Below are 18085 nucleotides of genomic sequence, written 5' to 3'. Positions count from 1 at the left end.
ATGACAAGAGACAAGTACTTCATCTATCCGAAGGATGTGAGTGCATTCGGATTCGACTGGGGCAAGCTGTCACTGACCGTGGCGCCGGAGGTCAACGGCGCCGACCGATTTTCCGGCGGTGTCGTCGACTTGCCGAGTGGCGAAGGCCATGCCCGCCACAATCATCCGGGCGCGGAAGAAATCATCTTTGTCATTTCCGGGGCAGGCGAGCAGATGGTGGAGGACGAGAACGGAAACCCGATCACGAGACAAGTCGGCCCCGGCTGCACGATCTATATCCCCGAAAGCCGCTTCCATGCGACAAAGAATACCGGTGCAGGGCCCATGCAACTCTTCGTCGTCTATTCGCCGGCGGGTCCGGAGCTTGCCCTCCGCGAACTGCCGGATTTCCGCCAACTGCCGGTCGGCTGCTAGATCCCGACCATGTATTCTTCTGGAGAAAAACCTGTGAACATCAATGCAGAGGAAACAATGTACACCGTCGCGCCGTTCGATACCGCCAAGCTCGACCGGCTCATGGAGGAGGCAGGTATTGACGTCATCGTCGCCACCTCCAAGCACAACACCCAATATCTGATGGGCGGCTATAAGTTCATCTTCTTCGCTGCAATGGATGCCATCGGCCATAGCCGGTACTTGCCCATAGCAATCTATGAGAAAGGTGCGCCAGAGCATTCGGCCTATGTGGGCAACCGAATGGAGGGTGGAGAGCACCAGAACAATCCGTTTTGGACGCCGACCGTGCACACCGCAACCTGGGGCACGCAGGATGCCGCTGGACTTGCCGTCGAGCACCTGAAGACGATCGGCAAGGCCGAATGCCGTATCGGCATAGAGCCAGCCTTCTTGCCGTGCGACGCACGAGACTTGCTCGCCTCGCGGTTGGAAGGCGCGCGGTTCGCCGACGCCACACATGCATTGGAGCGGCTCAGGGCCGTGAAAACGCCGGGTGAACTGGTAAAGCTGAGACGCGCTTCCGAACTGATCACCGACTCGATGCTGGCAACGATCGCGGCGGCAAGGGTGGGCTCGACGAAGAGGGAGATCATTGAACAACTGCGACGGGAGGAAACGAACCGGGGCCTGCATTTCGAATATTGTCTGCTGACGCTGGGATCCAGCCACAATCGAGCCGCCTCATCCCGGGCCTGGGCCGAGGGCGAGATCCTTTCAATCGATTCCGGCGGCAACCATGACGGCTATATTGGTGACCTCTGCCGCATGGGCGTGCTTGGCGAGCCGGACACGGAACTGGACGACCTTCTGGCCGAGGTTGAGTCCATACAGCAGGCGGCTTTCTCCAGGGTGAGGGCAGGCGCGCCCGGCAGTGAAATGATTGTGGCGGCGGAATCCGCGCTTAAAGCCTCGCCATCGGCTGCCTTCACCGACTTCTTCTGCCACGGCATGGGTCTCGTCAGCCACGAAGCCCCATTCCTGATGACGAACCACCCCGTTACCTATGAGGGCATCGACGTCGACAGGCCATTGGAAAAAGGTATGGTGATCTCAGTCGAGACGACTATGCTTCACCCAAGGCGAGGCTTCATCAAGCTGGAGGATACGCTTGCCATTACCGACGGCGGTTATGAGATGTTTGGCAATCGTGGCCGCGGCTGGAACCGAGGTGCTTCGTGATTTTGGATTTCGTCAGAAAGAAAGCCGGATAGACGTGTACCCGATTCTTGAATTGGATTTCTGCTCAAGCCTATGCGGATATACTTCGTTGGATAGGGCAAGCACCACTTAGTAGGTGCAATCAACCGTGACTCTGCGCCTGCTAACGCCGCACTCCCGCGAGCAACCGTAGAGCCCGGCCGATTTTTTCAGGCGATCCGTTTGGAACAGCTACGAATTAGTTTGCCCAACAGTATGCCCGCCTCGCTGTCCGCGACACCGAGGTCGCGCACGCCGCTCATATGGTTCGCATCGTGAAGCTTATGACATGCGACCGAGAGGCCTTGGCCGCTGAGAAGACTTGCAAAGTTGGAAGCTTGACGATGAAACGGCTCAGTCTCGCGCTCTCCGACAAGAATTGAAACTGAGACACGCGGATCGTAGCGGTGGGTTAGCGGCGTGAAGTCCCTGACCTCTTCAGCTGTAATCGCTATCTCGGGCTGGAGGAACGACGATTGCAGCGGCTTTAGATCATATAGACCGCTAAGGAGCAAAGCACCGCATATACCCGAACTTGCCATGGCGTCGTTGAACAGGAACGCGCACAAATGCGCTCCGGCCGAATGTCCGCTGATCGTGAGGTGCTGCGGATCTCCGCCATAGGTAGCGATATTTTGCTGAACCCAGAGTTTTGCCCTTTGTACCTGATCGACAATAGCTGCCATGCGAACAGCCGGCATGAGGGCGTAGTTAATTATGACTGCGATGGCCCCAGTTTTTGTTACAGTTTCAGCAATAAAGGAAAAATCTTCCTTCGAGAACATGCGCCAATAGCCCCCATGGATGAACATGTGGACCGGACTTTTGAAAGTATCTTCGTTCGGAAAAAACAGGTCGAGCTTTTCAGAGGAATCGGTGCCATAGGCAATGTCGCCTATCATCCTCAGACTGGAACGGCTTGCGTCGCTTCTTACTATGTAATCGCGCATCTGATCATCGAAGTCAGGTACATGATCTCGCGTGCGAAACGGATCGAGGTGCATAGATTTATCCTTGTTGCAGGCGCTCAGAATGTGGCCGCGATGTACTTTGCCTCCAGAAATTCCAAAATTCCATGTTGACCGCCCTCGCGACCGAGACCACTCTGTTTGACCCCCCCGAATGGGGCTGCAGGATCGGAGACGAGCCCACGATTGAGCGCGATCATACCCGCTTCGATCTGCCGTGCCATTCGCAGCCCCCTCGCTAGGTCGCTGGTAAAGACATACGCCGCAAGTCCATACTCTGTATTGTTGGCGTTCGCCACGACCTCGTCTTCAGTCGTGAATTTTGTGATGGCAGCAACAGGCCCAAAAATTTCTTCGTGCGCCATTGCGGCCTGTGAGGGAACGTCAGCAAGCACTGTCGGTGGGTAAAAGAAGCCCTTTGAACTGGGCTTTATCCCGCCGCAAAGCACGCGTGCCCCGCCTTTTACCGCATCTGCCACCAAACGTTCAATTTTCTCGACTGCGGCCGGGGTGATCATCGGTCCGCACTCGGTTGCCGGATCAACGCCATTGCCGACCTTAAGCGCCGACATACGCTCCACCAATCCCCGGGTGAAAGCCTCATATATCCCTGCCTGCACATAGATGCGGTTGGCGGCCGTACATGCTTCGCCAGCATTGCGCATTTTTGCTATCATCGTCCCGTCGAGTGCGGTCTGAAGCTGAGCATCGTCAAACACGATGAGCGGTGCATTGCCGCCAAGTTCCATCGAACAATTGATGACGCTTTTGGCCGCTTCCCCAAGCAATTGACGTCCCACGGCAGTTGATCCGGTGAACGAGAGCTTGCGTACACGCGGATCTGCGAGCATGGCGGCCGTGACTGGCCCCGGATTGGAGGTCGTCAGGACGTTTACCACACCGGCAGGCACACCCGCATCCTCATAAAGTGTAGCAAGGGCATAGGCTGTCAACGGTGTTTCGCTTGCTGGTTTGAGGATGACCGTACAGCCTGCGGCAAGTGCCGGCGCTATCTTCCGCGTCGCCATTGCGGCGGGAAAATTCCACGGCGTGATGAGCACGCAAATGCCAATTGGCTGGTAGTCGACAACAATTCTATTGGCACCTCCCGGAGCAATACCGAATTCTCCGCTGATCCTGACTGCTTCTTCCGAATTCCAGCGAAAAAATTCTGCGGCATAGGCGACTTCGGAGCGCGCATCCCGCAAGGCCTTGCCGTTCTCCAGCGAGATCAGCATAGCGAGCATTTCGGATCGTTCGATCATCAATTCATAGCAACGGCGCAATATCTCCGAGCGCATCCTCGGTGCTGTGTCGCGCCATCCCCCAGCAGCATTCGACGCGGCGCTTACCGCCCGCGCCGCATCTGCCACGGTTGCATCCGGCACGTGCGCCAGCACAGCTTCGGTGGATGGATCAATCACAGTGATCGAATTTCCACTCCCGGAGGGACTCCACTTGTTGTCGATGAACAGCCCTTGCGAAAGTGTCGCTAGATCAAGGTTTGATGGAATGGAACTGGTCGTAGTGGCTATATTCATGGCTTCGATCCTGATAGGCGGGTTTAAAATGCGGCAGCCGATAGGTCGCCGCTAAAAGAAGCCCTGATCAGCCGCTTCATGGAGGCAAGATCAATCGGGCGGGGATTATTCTTGATGAGCCGCTCGATGCCGACAGCCTGTTCGGCAGTCCAGTCAAGCCTGTCTTCATCAAGGCCAAGCGCAGCCAGGGTCGGAGTTATGCCAATCGCCGAAAAAAGGCGGCCAACTTCGGCGATGGCCGCATCGGCAAGATCATCGGTCGTTTTTTCAGTTGCATCAACGCCGAGCGCAATAGCGATCTTTGACATTTCGTCGGTTGAGCTGGAGCGGTTGTACATCATGACGTAAGGCATCATGGTGGCAACGCCCATTCCATGCGCGGTGTGGGTCAAGGCGCCTGCCGGATACTGGATGGCGTGGGCAGCAGCTGTTCCGGCAGTTCCGAAAGCACAGCCCGCGGCAAGGGCGCCCATCATCACATCCGCGCGTGCGTCTTCGTCAGCACCGTTCGCACAAGCCTTCTCAAGACTTCGGCCGAGAAGCTCGATGGCCAGCAGTGCGAAATGATCCGTCAGTGCGCTTTTGCCAATGAAGACGTGGTTTTGGGGAAGATCAGGATCGCCGGGTCGCCGGAACGCCGTGTAGGCCTCGATGGCGTGGGTCAGCGCGTCGGCACCGGCAATGGCTGTCAGGCCCGCAGGACATGTCATGGTCAGTTCCGGGTCGCAAATGGCAGTGGCGGGAATCAGATACGGGCTCGATATGCCAACCTTCAAGGTCCGATCAGGATCAGATATGACGGCAACCGGAGTAACCTCAGATCCTGTTCCGGCTGTCGTGGGCACGGCGATGACCGGAAGGGTGGGGCCGGGCACCTTGAACTCTCCATAATAGTCTTGAAGTTGTCCGCCATGGCTGAGCAGGAGCGCGGCGCATTTTGCCATGTCGAGGCAGCTACCTCCGCCCATGCCGATCACAAGGTCTGGCTGAAATGAGCGGGCCTCTGCAACGCATGTGGCGACCGAATCGCGAGGCACGTCCGGTAGAACCTTGTCGTGAACAAGAACCTTCAGGCCCGCTTCTCGTAGGCCTTCCATCATTTCCAAAAACGGCCGCGTTCCAGCAAACCTTTCGTCAGTGCATACAAGGGCACGGGCGCCGAGACGTGCTGCTACTCGCGCGAGCGCCATACGCTGTCCTTTGCCAAATAGGATTTCGCCGGGCAGGCGGATGGCTGCGAAAAGGCTCATAAGAAGTTTTCCTCCGCTCTTGCGACGACACGTCAGCGTCTGCATCTTGGAATATAAAATCGTATAGGATATAGGATTGTATTCGGTCAAGCATCGTGCTAGTGCTTGGCCATTGTCAAGAGGCAAAAGCATGCGCAGCACGATTTCATCAAATACCAAACCATTGCGTAGCGGGGGCGAGGCTATCACCATTCAGCGTTCCCCAAGCCTGGCGGATGAAGTCTATGATGTGATTTTTGGGCAATTAATGGCCTTAAAGATCGCACCTGGATCCCGCATTACTGTCGATAATCTAGTGCGAGAACTGAATGTCTCGCACACACCGATCCGTGAGGCTCTCGGTCGCTTGGAGGGGGAGGGCCTTGTCAACAAGGCGCATCTTGTCGGCTATAGCGCTGCGCCGCAAATTTCGAGGCGCAAGTTCGACGAGCTGTACGAGCTGCGGCTGCTGTTGGAACCGGATGCAGCCAAACGCGCCGTCGCAAACATGAGTGAGACGGGGATGAAGGAACTCCAGGAGGCAGCCGGAGTCATGTTCCGCCGTGACGGCACTGACGAGCGGGTTCGCTATTCGACGTTCGCCAGACAAGACGCAATATTCCACGACAAAATTCTGGATCTGGCCGGAAATCAGCTCATTCGCGAAACGCTTGCGCATCAACATACGCACTTTCACATCTTTCGCCTGATGTTCCACTCCCGTGTGACAGAAGAAGCGCTCGACGAGCACGATGCCATTGTGACGGCACTTTCCAGCGGCGACGCCTTCGGTGCCGAGCAAGCCATGCGGAATCACATCCTTCACTCACGCGACCGGCTGCTCGAGGCGTTCGATTGATGTCTGGTGTAGCGAATGGGAAAACTGAGGCGGTCGCCCCACCTCACTCTCTAGTGGTTGAGGCCATGCCAAGACCAGTACTGGAAGCCAAGGGTCTCGCCAAGAAATATGGGCAAGTTTCCGTCCTTTCAGATGTCACACTCGATATACGGGCTGGTGAAGTACATGCGATCATTGGGGAAAACGGCGCTGGCAAGTCCACATTGATGCGGCTACTTTCCGGCTATGTGGAGCCGACGTCAGGTTCCCTGTGGATGGATAGTGCTGAGGTCGTCTTTCCAAAGCCAGCCATGGCGCAGGCGAGCGGAATTGTCCTCGTCCATCAGGAGATCCTGCTTGCTGAGGCCTTGACGGTGGCCGAAAATCTGTTTCTTGGCCGTGAACTGACGCGCAATGGCATCATCGATGACCGAACCATGCAAAGGATTACGTCGTCCAAGCTCGCTGAAATCGGCTGCAGGGTCTCGCCATCGGCTCTGGTAAGAGACATTTCGTTGGCGGACCGGCAACTGGTTCAGATCGCCCGTGCACTGCTGGATAATTATCGCCTGGTGATTTTCGATGAGCCCACTGCGGTTTTGACGAGCGATGAGGTCGAAACCCTCCTGGCAATTATCGTGCGGCTCAAGAACCAAGGCATCGCCATCCTTTACATCAGCCACAGGCTCGACGAAGTCCAGCGTCTTGCCGACCGTGTCACGGTGCTGCGTGACGGCAAAATGATCGGCACATATCCAGGCAGGACGCTTAGCCAAATGGACATGGCCAATCTCATGGTCGGCCGCGAGCTCGCCACTCTCTATCCAAAAAAGAGCATACGCTGCATCAGCGAACCAATGCTGGAAGTAAGTGGCGCAACAGTCCCGGGATTCGTGAGCGACATATCCTTTGCTGTCCATAAGGGCGAGATACTCGGATTTGGCGGCATGATCGGTGCAGGCAGGACCGAGCTTTTCGAAGGGATATTGGGACTTCGCCCAGGCACGGCGAAACTCCGCCTGCGAGGAGAGTCCATCCATATCAGAAAGCCGCTCGATGCCATTGAAGCAGGAATTGGCTACCTCACCGAAGACCGCAAAGGCAAAGGGTTGCTTCTCGGGGAACAGCTTGCGTCCAACCTGACCTTGTCCGCCCTGTCGCGGGTTCATCCTCACCGCCTTCTAAGAAAAAGCAGGGATCGCGAAGCCTTGGTCCATGCGGTCGATACCTACGACATCCGGCTCAAAAGCTACAGTCTTCAGGCTGGACAACTCAGTGGTGGCAATCAGCAGAAGCTTCTCCTGGCCAAAGTTCTTCTGACCAATCCATCCGTCGTTATCATCGACGAGCCAACACGTGGGATCGATATCGCCAACAAGGCGCAGATCTACAGCTTCATTCACAAGTTGGTGGAAACAGGCAAAGCCTGCATCGTCATTTCATCCGAAATGCAGGAACTCATCGGCATTTGCGACAGGATTCTTGTGATGCGGGAAGGCCGCATCAGCGGTGAAGTCACAGGTGCGGACATGACCGAAAATAAAATCGCGCTTCTGGCCACCAGCAACGTCAGCATGAGCAAGGAATTCCAGGGGGTGAGGCACACATGACCGACATGACAGCAATCGGCTCGATCCAGCATGAACCGCAATTCAAGATCAACTGGGTCGATGCTGGCCCCTTCATCGCCCTAGCGGCGCTTTTACTTGTCGGCTTTCTCGTCAACCCGGAGTTTCTTTCGGCCAATAACATCGCCAATGTTGTAACGCGAAGCGCTTTCATCGCAATCATTGCCGTTGGTGCCACGTTCGTTATCTCTTCCGGTGGGCTGGATCTCTCCGTCGGCTCCATGGCGGCATTCGTGACCGGTGTAATGATCCTCTCCATGAATGCCTTGGCGGCAAACCTTGGAACCAGCGCAATAATTGCCGGCATCGGAATCGTGATGCTTGCCGGCGTTCTATGTGGATTGGTCAATGGTGTGATCGTGACGGTCGGTAAAATTGAACCATTTATCGCCACGCTCGGTACCATGGGAATTTTTCGTGCGCTGATCACCTACCTGTCCGACGGAGGTTCAATTCCGATCGACCGAAGCCTGCGCGATGCTTATCGCCCCGTCTATTTTGGTAGTTTGCTCGGAGTGCCTGTTCCTATCGTCATTTCCATAGTCGTTGCGGTGGCTGCATCATTCATCCTTTACAAGACAAAGTATGGTCGCCGCTGCGCCGCTGTCGGAGCGAATGAAGATGTGGCCCGCTATTCGGGTATCTCGGTGACGAAAGTGCGCACGATCGCCTACGTTATCCAGGGCGCCTGTGTTGCCATTGCTGCGATCTGCTACGTTCCTCGTCTTGGTGCCGCGACGCCGACGACTGGCCTGCTGTGGGAATTGCAAGTGATTACCGCCGTTGTCATCGGTGGAACAGCACTTCGGGGTGGAAAGGGCCATATATGGGGTACTGTTGCGGGGGCGGTCATTCTCGAACTGATTGCCAATCTGATGGTGCTCTCAGATTTCGTATCGGAATATCTCGTAGCTGCCGTTCAGGGCGTCATCATTATCATCGCCATGCTCATCCAACGTTTATCAAGATAACACCGCGTCTGGACCACGCGGCGTATGTTCTTTTTGGTCCACTTCTGGGAGGAAAATATGTTTAGAACTAAATGGGTCGCCGCGCTCGCCTTGGGTTCGGTTCTTTTGGCCACTCCGGCACTGACGCAGGAAAAGAAAACGATAGCGGTTTCGATACCAGCCGCCGATCATGGCTGGACGGCCGGTGTTGTCTACCATGCAAACGCAGCGGCAAAGGAGATCAAGGCAGCGTTTCCCGACGTCGATGTTATCGTCAAAACATCACCTTCAGCCGCCGCGCAAGTGAGCGCCATCGAGGATCTCTCGGCCGGTCGGAAGATCGACGCACTGGTCATCCTTCCACATAGTTCGGAAGAACTGACGACACCCGTCAAGGCGATCAAGGACACCGGGGCCTTCGTGACTGTGGTCGATCGTGGCCTGAGCGATGCGAGCATTCAGGATCTCTATGTTGCAGGCGATAATATCGCCGTTGGCCACACCACGGCTAGATTCCTGGTCGATAAACTGGCAGGCAAAGGCAACCTCGTCGTGCTACGCGGCATTCCAACGGTCATCGACGACGAGCGTATCAAGGGTTTTCAGGACGGCATCGCCGGATCGGACCTTAAAATTCTCGATATCCAGTATGCCAACTGGAACAGTGACGAAGCATTCAAATTGATGCAGGACTATCTTGCCAAATACCCGCATATTGATGCGGTTTGGGCGAACGATGACGACATGTTGCTTGGCGTTCTCGAGGCGATCAAGCAGTCCGGCCGCACTGAGATCAAATACGCGCTCGGCGGCAACGGCATGAAGGAAATCGTTGAAAAGGTTATTGCCGGCGACAAGGTCACGCCGATTGAGACACCTTACCCACCATCCATGATCAAGACAGCAATCTATATGACCGCGGCCCAGTTCGTCGGTCAGGCACCTGTGCGTGGAACAGTGAAACTCGATGCTCCACTAATTACTCAGGCAAATGCAAAGGAATACTATTTTCCCGATTCTCCTTTCTAAAACTTACCCGGCCAAGGCAGCACGACGAGCTGTCTTGGCCCTATCATTCATCGAACTGGACCTAAAAGGGAGCCAGACAAACCTGCAGAGGAACGAAAATGCCAGCCAAAAAAATACTGATGCTGACCGGAGAATTTACCGAAGAATATGAAATCTTTGTCTTCCAGCAAGCCATGGAAGCCGTCGGCCACACCGTTCACGTCGTTTGCCCTGACAAGAACGCAGGCGACATCATCAAGACATCCCTTCACGATTTCGAGGGCCATCAAACCTACACTGAAAAGCTGGGACACGACTTCGTCATCAACAAGACATTCTCCGAGGCGAAGCCTGAGCAATATGACGCCGTTTATTGCGCAGGTGGTCGCGGGCCGGAGTATATCCGCACCGACAAACGCGTTCAGGCGTTGGTGCGGCATTTCCACGAGGCAAAAAAGCCCATCTTCACGATCTGTCACGGAGTCCAGATACTGATCGCCGTCGACGGCGTCGTTCGTGGGAAAAAAGTAGCGGCACTTGGCGCTTGCGAGCCCGAAGTGATGCTGGCGGGTGGTACCTACATCGACCTCTCTCCAACGGAAGCCTATGTGGACGGCACCATGGTCTCGGCAAAGGGCTGGACGGCGCTGGCCGCGTTCATCCGGGAGTGCCTGAAAGTTCTCGGTACCGAAATTCGCCATAACTAGGTTTTTAAAGCCGAACAGGAGTGTCTGTCGGCCGGACATTAGGGGGCCGGCATTCCTCCAGGCCTCGGCAAGCCGGTGGCATGAGCAGAACACGAAAATCACTGCGCAGCAGGCGCGGGATTTACGAGGCGATTTTTTGCCAAGACCAAGAGAAGCAATCGTTGACCAATAGGTTAGCGTAACCTGGCGCGCAGACGGCTATGGCATAACGGAGACAGCCTTTGTCAGGATACCGACTACGGCCTTCACAGCGGGTAATTGACCACGCCTGTGCGGCGTCAGGATCGTCGTGGTGATTGCTCCTTCCGTCCAGCCGGGGAGCACATGAATCAACTCATTTTGTCTCAGGCTCGGGGCCGCGATGGATTCAGGCAGACGTGCGATCCCAAGCCCCGCCTTAGCTGTCTGAAGCAGAACGCCCGCCTCATTGGCGCTCAGGCAAGTCCGCGGTGCGATTTGGACCTGCTGTCCCGACTCATTGCGAAGACTCCAGAGCGCCGATGCGGAACCGGAGTCGATGCCCGCGTGATTGGCTAGGTCGATGGGGTATTGCGGTAGCCCGCGCTGCGCGAGATATGCCGGCGAGGCCACGAGGATGATCGGTTCGACGGACATTCGTCTTTGCATCAGTGTGGAGTCGGGCAAGGGCGTTATGTGACTGCGTATCGCGATATCGAAGCCTTCGTGGATGATGTCGACGAACCGGTCTGTTACATGAAGGTCCACATATATTCTGGGGTAAGCTTCAATCAATGCAGGAAGCCGCTCGGCGATCAAGAACTGAGCGACCGGCACCGAAGCTGTGATTCTGACCTTGCCGATAGGCTCCGCCAGCCGACGCCGCACCACTTCTTCAGCCGCATCGGCCTCGATCAGCGAAGCCTTCGCGTGCTCGTAAAACTCCTGCCCCACCTCGGTAAGCGTAAAGCTACGCGACGTTCGGTGGATCAGGCGGGCGCCGAGATCGGCTTCAAGCTCGGCCACCCGCTTGCTGACCGTCGATTTGGGAGAGCCGATCAGGCGTGCTGCGGCTGCGAAACCGCCGCTGTCCACGGCCCGCACAAAATTTCTCAGGTCATTGAGGTTAAGCACGTTCTCACCGTCCATGCATGTGGACTTTAGGGTGGGATGTAACGGACTTCTCACCTAAAGTCCATGCATGCATCTTCTCCAACGAAGGAATTGCCCTTCACCAAGACGTTGCACGGAGAACTGATATGATACCCACCCTCTTTTACGGCGTCCCTTCGGGATGCTCATTCGGCTCGATCGTAGCGCTGGAATGGTTAGGCGAACCCTACCGCCTGTCGCGCGTTGAAATGCCTGCCGATGTGACAAGCGAAACTTATCGTCGCATCAACCCTGTCGCCGAAACTCCGGCACTGATGCTCGGCAACGGCCGAGTCATCAGCGAGAGCATGGCGATCATGAATCATCTTGGTTGGCTCGGTATCGGGAAGGGACTTGGATTTCCGCAGGGTTCGGATCAATTTGACCTTTTTAATCAAGTGTTGGCTTATCTTAACACCAGCCTCTTCAACGGCTTTTCGCCACTCTGGTATGCGCTGGAACATGAGAGCGATGGCAGCTCCAAAGACGCGTTGAGGACCTACGGCGCCACCCTGCTAGCTAAGGCGCATGCTGATCTGGAGGAAATGCTTCGGGGTAAGAAATGGCTGTTGGGCGAGCGGCGTACCCTGGCTGATGCTTATTTCGCGGGGATCGCGCGGTGGACGAAGTACCACGATGTGCTTGACCGCCGCGACTATCCAGCTGTCCAGAATCTATTTGAAAGGCTTGAGGACGATCCAGGCGTGCGGTTCGCACACGCCATTGAGCGAGGCGAAAAAAGCATCTCCAACGGCGGGTTTCGCGGCGAGGTCTCCCTGAAAGACGCTCTGCATCTGCGACAGCAGGCTTCGTGAGACCCTTGTATCCGCTGGCACTCGTGCTGGCGGATTTCTTTCTGCCTTCTACAGAGATGACCAACCCGTGTCTTCTTGGAACGTGTCCAGATAGCAAGCAGTAGCAAGAAGAAGCTCCGGGGGTCGTTGCCGCCGGCAGAAATTGCTGTAAAAGCAGCAACGCCTAGTTGGTGAATCTCACAATAACCCCGGGCTTCACCATTCCAGCCAACTCCTCGGCGTCCCAGTTCGTCAGGCGAACGCAGCCATGTGATTCTACCTTGTCGATGAGCTCAGGATCAGGCGTTCCGTGAATGCCGTATGTTGGCTTGGTTAAATCGATCCAGACACTTCCGACCGGTCCGTTGGGGCCCTTGGGGATCGTAAGGATCTTGTTGTTCTTCCCTTGCTTGAAGTTGACCATCGGGTTGTACCTAAAAACGGGCATACGTGCGACGCCCTTCACCTTGTGCGTACCCCTAGGCGAAGGATTGTCTTCGCTGCCCACGGTAGCGGGATAGGCCGCCAGGATAACACCCCGATCATCGTAGGCGGTAACGAGCCCAGCCGACTTGTCGGCTTCGATGCGGGCCACCTTTCCCTGGAGCGGCGCGCCCGGCATGGTCACCTGGAGTGTTGCCCCAGGGGCGTAATCCGAACCTGGATTCAGTGCGTTCAGCAAGTTGGAATGCATGTGAAAACGCTCCGAAATTGTTTCAGCAACGCTGGTGTATCCCAAGCTGGGCATTCTTGCCTTTTCGCCGTAGTCTTCCGGGATGCGGTCCACTAGACCTTTCGCGTCGTCGGCCGTGACCGTATAGGTTTCGATGATCGGGCCGCCCGTCTCCAGCCTACTGACTACATCGGGGTCCATTGCGCCGTCGGCAGGCAACCCCTTCATCTTTTCGAAGCTGGCCACCGCCTTTGTAACGTTCCTCCCATGAACACCATCGATCACGCCCGGCGATATACCGGCGCGGTCTAGAAGAACCTGAAGACGGACAATCGCAGGATCCGGACCCGCTGAGGGTTCGGCCGCGTGTTCCTCCGATATGGTCGCTAGGGACGCAGAATTTATCGCGTCGGGCTTGATCTCAACGGCTTCAGCGACGATGACTGAACCGATCAGGAAGAATGCTGACATTACGGCGAATACTTTCATGTCTGGTAAAATAAAGTCGCGCTGAAGATGTTCCACGAAGAATAGTCGTTCCAAGTACGCGGACGCAGGCATTTTTCGAGAGCGTCGGGCGACCTTTCCACAAAGTCGCCCGCCCGCACAGTAGTATGGGCCTAGCTGCGGGGCTGTAGCAGCGCCAGCACTGCTGTCGATGCGGCAAGTATTGCAGTAAGGGTTAAGGGGCCCGTCGCGCCATAGGTGTCGACGACATAGCCGCCGAGTACCGCGCCAATGGTTATGGCGACCTGAAAAGAGGTGACCATCAGGCTGCCCGCTGCTTCCAAGGCGTCAGGCGCTGCGCGAGAAAGATTGGTCGGCAGCACCACCGGTGCCATGCCAAATGCGAAGCCCCACAGCGTAGCAAAGACAAAGGCAACGCCAATGTGCACGCCCCAAAGTACCAAAGCCAGCGCCGCAAACGCCATCAACACGGCGGTTGCCACGAGGGCGATGCGGATATTGGCATCGGCCATGCGGCCACCGGCAATATTACCGATCACTGCGGCGATACCAAATCCGAGCAGCGCCAAGGCAATCGGACCAGTCGTAAGGAGCGTAACCTGTTCCAGGAAGGGGCGCACATAAACCGAGCCAGCAAAATGCCCCGTCATGAGCAAAAGGATTGCAAGCATGCCCAGTTGAATGCCACGCCGCCGTGTCAACCGAAGGACATCGGCAAGACTGTTGCTTGTCGTAGCAGGCAAAGTCGGCAGACTGAGTAACTGCAGGAGCATAGCAAGGGCGGCGAGCCCAGCTGTCATAGCCATGGCGCTGCGCCAACCCAACCAGTCGCTGATCAATGCACCCATCGAAGGCGCGGCAATGGTGGCGAGCGAGACGCCGAGGGTAACGATCGCCATGCCTCTGCCGGTCGCACTGGCGCCCACCAGCCTGGCCACGACGGCAACCGAAAGTGCCCAAAAGGCACTGAGGGCGATGCCCAACCCGGCCCGGCCTAACAATAACAGCCAGAAATCGGTTGCCACCGCAGCAAGAATATTGGAACCAATTGCCAAGGCGCTGAGACCTACCAGCACCGTCTTGCGATCAAGCCGACCGATGAGAACATTGCTCAACATGGCCGTCACGGCTCCGACCGACGCGGTGGCCGTGACGACTTGTCCGGCAGTCCCCTCGCTGATTCCGAGATCGCGCGCCATTGGCGTCAATAGGCCTGCTGGCAAAAACTCCGCTGACACAAGCGCAAAGCTGGTGGCCGCCATTGAAAGGACCGCGAACCAGGTCGTCGAGTTCCATGCAACTGGCGCAGCATCAAGGTCTTTTGTCTGATCATGCAACTGTAATGTTGTGTCCGTCATTGCGCTATCTCCAAGGTTCTGGAGAATATTCATAGACGACTCGTACCGGATGATATGTATCTTAAAATCCGAAATCTATGTCTGATCGTCCGGGAATTGTGCGTCGCACAACGCCAGGCGACACATTGGTGATGCGTTTGAACGCGCGAGCGAACGACGCCTCGGACTCATAGCCCAAACGGGTGGCGACCTCGGCAACCGACATGCCGCTTTGCCCCAACAGGTCGCGAGCGAGCTGCATGCGCAGGCGGGCGAGGTATCGAGCCGCGCCTTCCCCTAAAACTGCACTGAAACGCTCGGCGAAAATAGAACGCGATTGGCCTGCCAGGCCGGCGAGGCTTTCAAGGGTCCAGTTATGGCCGGGGTCCCGGTGCATGGCTGCCAGGGCGCGGCCTATATGCGGGTCGCGGATGGCCGCCAACCAACCCGTCGTCGTGGCTCCAGTGCAATTGACCCAACAGCGGATGAGCCGCGCTGTGAGCAGGTCCGCCATTCGTGACAAGATGGTGGCGCTGCCCACCTGCGGTTGCGCGGCCTCAGCAGTCATAGCGGCGAGCAAGGGCCGAACGATCGGGTCATTTCCGGCAACGTCGCAGCCCCTGATGATTGGCGGCATCAAACTGATCAGGGGGTTAAGTGCACAGGCGCCCAAGGCCATGGAGCCACAGAACAAGGTGCTGGTCGCGCCCGTTCCCTCCCGCACGACCTCGCAGACGTTGCTCCCCAACTTGGTCACCTGACACCCTTCAAGCGAGTCACCAACGACATCCGGCGCACTAGCCAACCGGTGACCGATCCCTTGCGGCAGGAGCACCAGATCGCCATCTTGCAACTGCTGCCAGCCTTCTACTTCTGTATGGATCCAGCATGGACCTTGGCTAACAAAGTGAAAACGAAGCAACGGTTGCTGCGGGAAAATAATGCTCCATGGGTGTCGGAGCTCGCAGCGGCCATAGTTGACGCCACTTAAGCGAAAGTCCTGTAGGACCTCGCTTAGTGCATCTATCGGGATACGTGACGACGAAGAATGTCTGGACGAATGGTCAAGCATTTAGCCAAGATAGATGCCGATCATCCGGCAAGCAAGTGCGTCGTTCGGATTTTTGGTTTGACTTCCTTCCTACTAGAAGGTAGACACAATTATGAGCAATCTCTTGACTACATCTGATGCAATCCTGGCTTCTGCGCGATCATTGATAACGAGCGGAGGGTATAACGGCTTTAGCTACGCCGACATTGCTGACGCCGTCGGTATCCGTAAGGCCAGCATCCATCACCACTTCCCAACCAAAGTCGATCTGGTCCGCACCCTTGTAAAACAATATCGTTGTGATGCCGAGAGTGCCGTGTCGAGTCTGGAACAGAACATTCAAAATCCGCTCGATCTCCTAAGAACTTACGCGGACCACTGGGCCCAGTGTATCGAAGACGCGAGTAGGCCTTTTTGCGTATGCGCTCTCCTTGCGAGTGAGCTACCCGTATTGCCGCCGGAAGTCGCAGCCGAGGTAAAGGCCTTTTTTTGTTTTGCGTCAAACTGGCTGACTTCAGTCATGGAACGGGGCTCCAAAGAGGAGGGCCTGTATCTGTCAAACGAACCTCGGGTCGAAGCTGAAGCATTCATGGCGTCGGTGCACGGGGCCATGCTATCGGCGCGAGCATACGGAACTCCGAAAGTCTTCGCCACCATTCTGGCGCCCACCCTGACGCGGCTGTCTACGAGCGTCACTCACTAAAATCGGACCAATCAGCTTTGTCGGAATGATCGCTCGGATTTAAACTACCAACTAGTAGGAAGAACGCAAAATGACTAAGAACTTTATGACCACACTTATCTTGGGGCTATCCGCTATGTCAGCGGCTACCCTGCCGTCGACAACATATGCCGAGAACAAGCCGGACGAGCAGGTCCACATCCGGGGCAGCATAGCCAGCTTTGATGGGTCCACTCTCAAGGTGAAGACGCGCGAGGGAGATATCGTTGGGATTGCCCTCGTCAATGGTTGGAAACTCTCCAGTGTGGCAAACGCAAAGGTGACCGACATCAAGCCCGGCGACTTCGTTGGGATAGCCTCCCTGCCGAAAGCAGGCGGCGGTGACGGCGCACTCGAAGTGCTCATCTTCCCGCCGGAACTGAAGGGCACAGGGGAGGGCAGCTATGGCTGGGACCTTAAACCCAACAGCAGCATGACCAATGCTACCGTTGCAAATGCGGTCAAGAACGTCGACGGCCGCGCGGTCACTGTTTCGTATCACGGAAAGGAAAAAGAGATTTCGATTCCTGACGGCACGCCCATAGTGACCTTTGCTCCGGCGACAAAAGATGATCTTGTTTCCGGCGCCGCGGTCTTCGTGCCTGCCGAGAAGACTGCAACCGGGACGATTGCTCACCAGGTCCTTGTCGGCAAGAACGGCGTGGTTCCGCCCATGTGAGCCACGTCGTCGCCGGTCGTTCGGCCGCCCCCACCGGTTCGACCGGCGACGACCGAAGAATCATGCCTGCTTTTGATTGACGGACGAAGGCGCTGTCACGTCAGCAAAGACACCGTTCTTGATTTCCGAACTATCTTCATCACTGCAATCCGCTGATCCGGGTCTCGCTCGCTGACCACGCTTTGCCCCTAACCTCTACTCTTATGGATGCTGGGGAATGTCGTTGCTTAGCAGCTATTGCCATAGCTCGCGCTGCCGGACCTGGAGGGTCATGGTCGAAGTTGAATTTCGATGGCGGCTTTGTCTATCACCGACCAAACCTCGTTGATCCGCTGATCCTGGAAGTCATAGAAGACATTCTCGCAAAAAACGACCTTACGGCCATTCACGGGCAGACCGAGAAACTCGCCTTTGGGCGTAACGTCGAATAGAAGCCTGCTCGCGATACGGGGCGGTTCGGAGACGAGTATCTGAATGTCGAAATGCAGGTCGGGAATTCGCTCGAAGTCGTCCTCGATCATCCTGCGATAGCCTTGCAGGGCCAACCGTCGGCCATTGTGCCGTACCTCCTCGTGAACGAAGCGGCCAAGTGACGCCCAATCCTTCGTGTTGAGACAGGAAATGTAGTCGCGATAGATGGCAGCAAGATCGTCTGTGGTCATGAGATTCTCCACCGGGTACTTGACTGAGACAAGGTGTAGCTTTGCCTAACAACACCTACCAATGTGCC

Annotated in this window: 18 protein-coding genes; 10 read left to right on the top strand and 8 right to left on the bottom strand. The window is 56.3% G+C overall.

All coding sequences use genetic code 11. The features are described 5' to 3' along the window. Entirely contained in the window at positions 1-414 is a 414-nt protein-coding gene (locus tag CU100_RS20555; protein WP_106718444.1) for a cupin domain-containing protein, read from the top strand. Between the two features lie 57 nt (positions 415-471). Continuing rightward, positions 472-1635 (top strand): M24 family metallopeptidase, encoded by a 1164-nt coding sequence (locus CU100_RS20550; protein WP_106718679.1) that lies wholly within the window; start codon positions 472-474, stop codon positions 1633-1635. Between the two features lie 188 nt (positions 1636-1823). On the opposite strand, the gene CU100_RS20545 is transcribed toward CU100_RS20550, so the two are convergent. The 3 genes from CU100_RS20545 to CU100_RS20535 are packed head-to-tail and all read right to left on the bottom strand — an operon-like array spanning position 1824 to position 5412. Beyond that, on the bottom strand, positions 1824-2657 hold the full coding sequence (locus CU100_RS20545) for an alpha/beta hydrolase (protein ID WP_106718443.1): 834 nt from the start codon (positions 2655-2657) through the stop codon (positions 1824-1826). Positions 2658-2680: 23 nt separating this feature from the next. Continuing rightward, positions 2681-4162 carry an NAD-dependent succinate-semialdehyde dehydrogenase gene (locus CU100_RS20540; protein ID WP_106718442.1) on the bottom strand — a complete coding sequence of 494 codons (1482 nt, stop codon included), beginning with the start codon at positions 4160-4162 and terminating at the stop codon, positions 2681-2683. Positions 4163-4185: 23 nt separating this feature from the next. Next, entirely contained in the window at positions 4186-5412 is a 1227-nt protein-coding gene (locus CU100_RS20535) for an iron-containing alcohol dehydrogenase (RefSeq protein WP_106718678.1), read from the bottom strand. A 130-nt stretch (positions 5413-5542) separates the two neighbouring features. Here CU100_RS20535 and CU100_RS20530 point away from each other — a divergent pair, with 130 nt between their 5' ends. The 5 genes from CU100_RS20530 (at position 5543) to CU100_RS20510 (ending at position 10522) form a co-directional block, all read left to right on the top strand. Next, positions 5543-6250, top strand: coding sequence for a GntR family transcriptional regulator (locus CU100_RS20530; RefSeq protein WP_106718441.1), 708 nt, complete (start codon positions 5543-5545; stop codon positions 6248-6250). 65 nt (positions 6251-6315) lie between these two features. Continuing rightward, the gene (locus CU100_RS20525) at positions 6316-7839 is read left to right on the top strand and encodes a sugar ABC transporter ATP-binding protein (RefSeq protein WP_106718677.1); all 1524 of its coding nucleotides are present in this window, start codon (positions 6316-6318) and stop codon (positions 7837-7839) included. Further along, complete coding sequence (locus CU100_RS20520) at positions 7836-8828, top strand: ABC transporter permease (RefSeq protein ID WP_106718440.1); 993 nt, start codon at positions 7836-7838, stop codon at positions 8826-8828. Before CU100_RS20525 ends, CU100_RS20520 begins: the two co-directional genes overlap by 4 nt. A 57-nt stretch (positions 8829-8885) precedes the next feature. Continuing rightward, positions 8886-9836, top strand: coding sequence for a substrate-binding domain-containing protein (locus tag CU100_RS20515; RefSeq protein ID WP_106718439.1), 951 nt, complete (start codon positions 8886-8888; stop codon positions 9834-9836). A 98-nt stretch (positions 9837-9934) separates the two neighbouring features. Further along, on the top strand, positions 9935-10522 hold the full coding sequence (locus CU100_RS20510; protein ID WP_106718438.1) for a DJ-1/PfpI family protein: 588 nt from the start codon (positions 9935-9937) through the stop codon (positions 10520-10522). A 198-nt stretch (positions 10523-10720) separates the two neighbouring features. Here the strand turns inward: CU100_RS20510 and CU100_RS20505 are convergent, their stop codons facing one another. Further along, positions 10721-11629 carry a LysR substrate-binding domain-containing protein gene (locus tag CU100_RS20505; RefSeq protein WP_106718437.1) on the bottom strand — a complete coding sequence of 303 codons (909 nt, stop codon included), beginning with the start codon at positions 11627-11629 and terminating at the stop codon, positions 10721-10723. Positions 11630-11739: 110 nt separating this feature from the next. On the opposite strand from CU100_RS20505, the gene CU100_RS20500 reads away from it, so the two are divergent. Next, on the top strand, positions 11740-12447 hold the full coding sequence (locus CU100_RS20500) for a glutathione S-transferase family protein (RefSeq protein ID WP_106718436.1): 708 nt from the start codon (positions 11740-11742) through the stop codon (positions 12445-12447). 163 nt (positions 12448-12610) lie between these two features. Here the strand turns inward: CU100_RS20500 and CU100_RS20495 are convergent, their stop codons facing one another. From CU100_RS20495 to CU100_RS20485, 3 genes are all read right to left on the bottom strand, one after another. Further along, positions 12611-13588, bottom strand: coding sequence for a L,D-transpeptidase family protein (locus CU100_RS20495; protein ID WP_407070367.1), 978 nt, complete (start codon positions 13586-13588; stop codon positions 12611-12613). Positions 13589-13719: 131 nt separating this feature from the next. Next, a complete protein-coding gene (locus tag CU100_RS20490; protein ID WP_106718435.1) occupies positions 13720-14925 on the bottom strand; it encodes an MFS transporter in 1206 nt (401 codons plus the stop codon). Positions 14926-14986: 61 nt separating this feature from the next. Continuing rightward, positions 14987-15976 (bottom strand): AraC family transcriptional regulator, encoded by a 990-nt coding sequence (locus CU100_RS20485; protein ID WP_106718434.1) that lies wholly within the window; start codon positions 15974-15976, stop codon positions 14987-14989. Positions 15977-16067: 91 nt separating this feature from the next. On the opposite strand from CU100_RS20485, the gene CU100_RS20480 reads away from it, so the two are divergent. Next, the gene (locus tag CU100_RS20480; RefSeq protein ID WP_106718433.1) at positions 16068-16658 is read left to right on the top strand and encodes a TetR/AcrR family transcriptional regulator; all 591 of its coding nucleotides are present in this window, start codon (positions 16068-16070) and stop codon (positions 16656-16658) included. A gap of 70 nt (positions 16659-16728) precedes the next feature. Next, positions 16729-17355: a hypothetical protein gene (locus CU100_RS20475; RefSeq protein ID WP_106718432.1), complete on the top strand. Its 627-nt coding sequence runs from the start codon at positions 16729-16731 to the stop codon at positions 17353-17355. A 269-nt stretch (positions 17356-17624) separates the two neighbouring features. Here the strand turns inward: CU100_RS20475 and CU100_RS20470 are convergent, their stop codons facing one another. After that, positions 17625-18017, bottom strand: coding sequence for an ester cyclase (locus CU100_RS20470; protein ID WP_106718431.1), 393 nt, complete (start codon positions 18015-18017; stop codon positions 17625-17627). Positions 18018-18085 lie beyond the last annotated feature (68 nt).

The organism is Phyllobacterium endophyticum (assembly GCF_003010935.1).
Classification (GTDB): domain Bacteria; phylum Pseudomonadota; class Alphaproteobacteria; order Rhizobiales; family Rhizobiaceae; genus Phyllobacterium; species Phyllobacterium endophyticum.
This window is presented reverse-complemented; position numbering and strand designations above follow the sequence as displayed.

Coding starts and splice junctions, on each gene's coding strand:
- CU100_RS20545 (WP_106718443.1), bottom strand. CDS start 2,657: ATGCACCTCGATCCGTTTCGCACGCGAGATCATGTACCTGACTTCGAT.
- CU100_RS20540 (WP_106718442.1), bottom strand. CDS start 4,162: ATGAATATAGCCACTACGACCAGTTCCATTCCATCAAACCTTGATCTA.
- CU100_RS20470 (WP_106718431.1), bottom strand. CDS start 18,017: ATGACCACAGACGATCTTGCTGCCATCTATCGCGACTACATTTCCTGT.
- CU100_RS20530 (WP_106718441.1), top strand. CDS start 5,543: ATGCGCAGCACGATTTCATCAAATACCAAACCATTGCGTAGCGGGGGC.
- CU100_RS20555 (WP_106718444.1), top strand. CDS start 1: ATGACAAGAGACAAGTACTTCATCTATCCGAAGGATGTGAGTGCATTC.
- CU100_RS20515 (WP_106718439.1), top strand. CDS start 8,886: ATGTTTAGAACTAAATGGGTCGCCGCGCTCGCCTTGGGTTCGGTTCTT.
- CU100_RS20520 (WP_106718440.1), top strand. CDS start 7,836: ATGACCGACATGACAGCAATCGGCTCGATCCAGCATGAACCGCAATTC.
- CU100_RS20500 (WP_106718436.1), top strand. CDS start 11,740: ATGATACCCACCCTCTTTTACGGCGTCCCTTCGGGATGCTCATTCGGC.
- CU100_RS20480 (WP_106718433.1), top strand. CDS start 16,068: ATGAGCAATCTCTTGACTACATCTGATGCAATCCTGGCTTCTGCGCGA.
- CU100_RS20485 (WP_106718434.1), bottom strand. CDS start 15,976: ATGCTTGACCATTCGTCCAGACATTCTTCGTCGTCACGTATCCCGATA.
- CU100_RS20495 (WP_407070367.1), bottom strand. CDS start 13,588: ATGAAAGTATTCGCCGTAATGTCAGCATTCTTCCTGATCGGTTCAGTC.
- CU100_RS20535 (WP_106718678.1), bottom strand. CDS start 5,412: ATGAGCCTTTTCGCAGCCATCCGCCTGCCCGGCGAAATCCTATTTGGC.
- CU100_RS20550 (WP_106718679.1), top strand. CDS start 472: ATGTACACCGTCGCGCCGTTCGATACCGCCAAGCTCGACCGGCTCATG.
- CU100_RS20490 (WP_106718435.1), bottom strand. CDS start 14,925: ATGACGGACACAACATTACAGTTGCATGATCAGACAAAAGACCTTGAT.
- CU100_RS20505 (WP_106718437.1), bottom strand. CDS start 11,629: ATGGACGGTGAGAACGTGCTTAACCTCAATGACCTGAGAAATTTTGTG.
- CU100_RS20525 (WP_106718677.1), top strand. CDS start 6,316: ATGCCAAGACCAGTACTGGAAGCCAAGGGTCTCGCCAAGAAATATGGG.
- CU100_RS20475 (WP_106718432.1), top strand. CDS start 16,729: ATGACTAAGAACTTTATGACCACACTTATCTTGGGGCTATCCGCTATG.
- CU100_RS20510 (WP_106718438.1), top strand. CDS start 9,935: ATGCCAGCCAAAAAAATACTGATGCTGACCGGAGAATTTACCGAAGAA.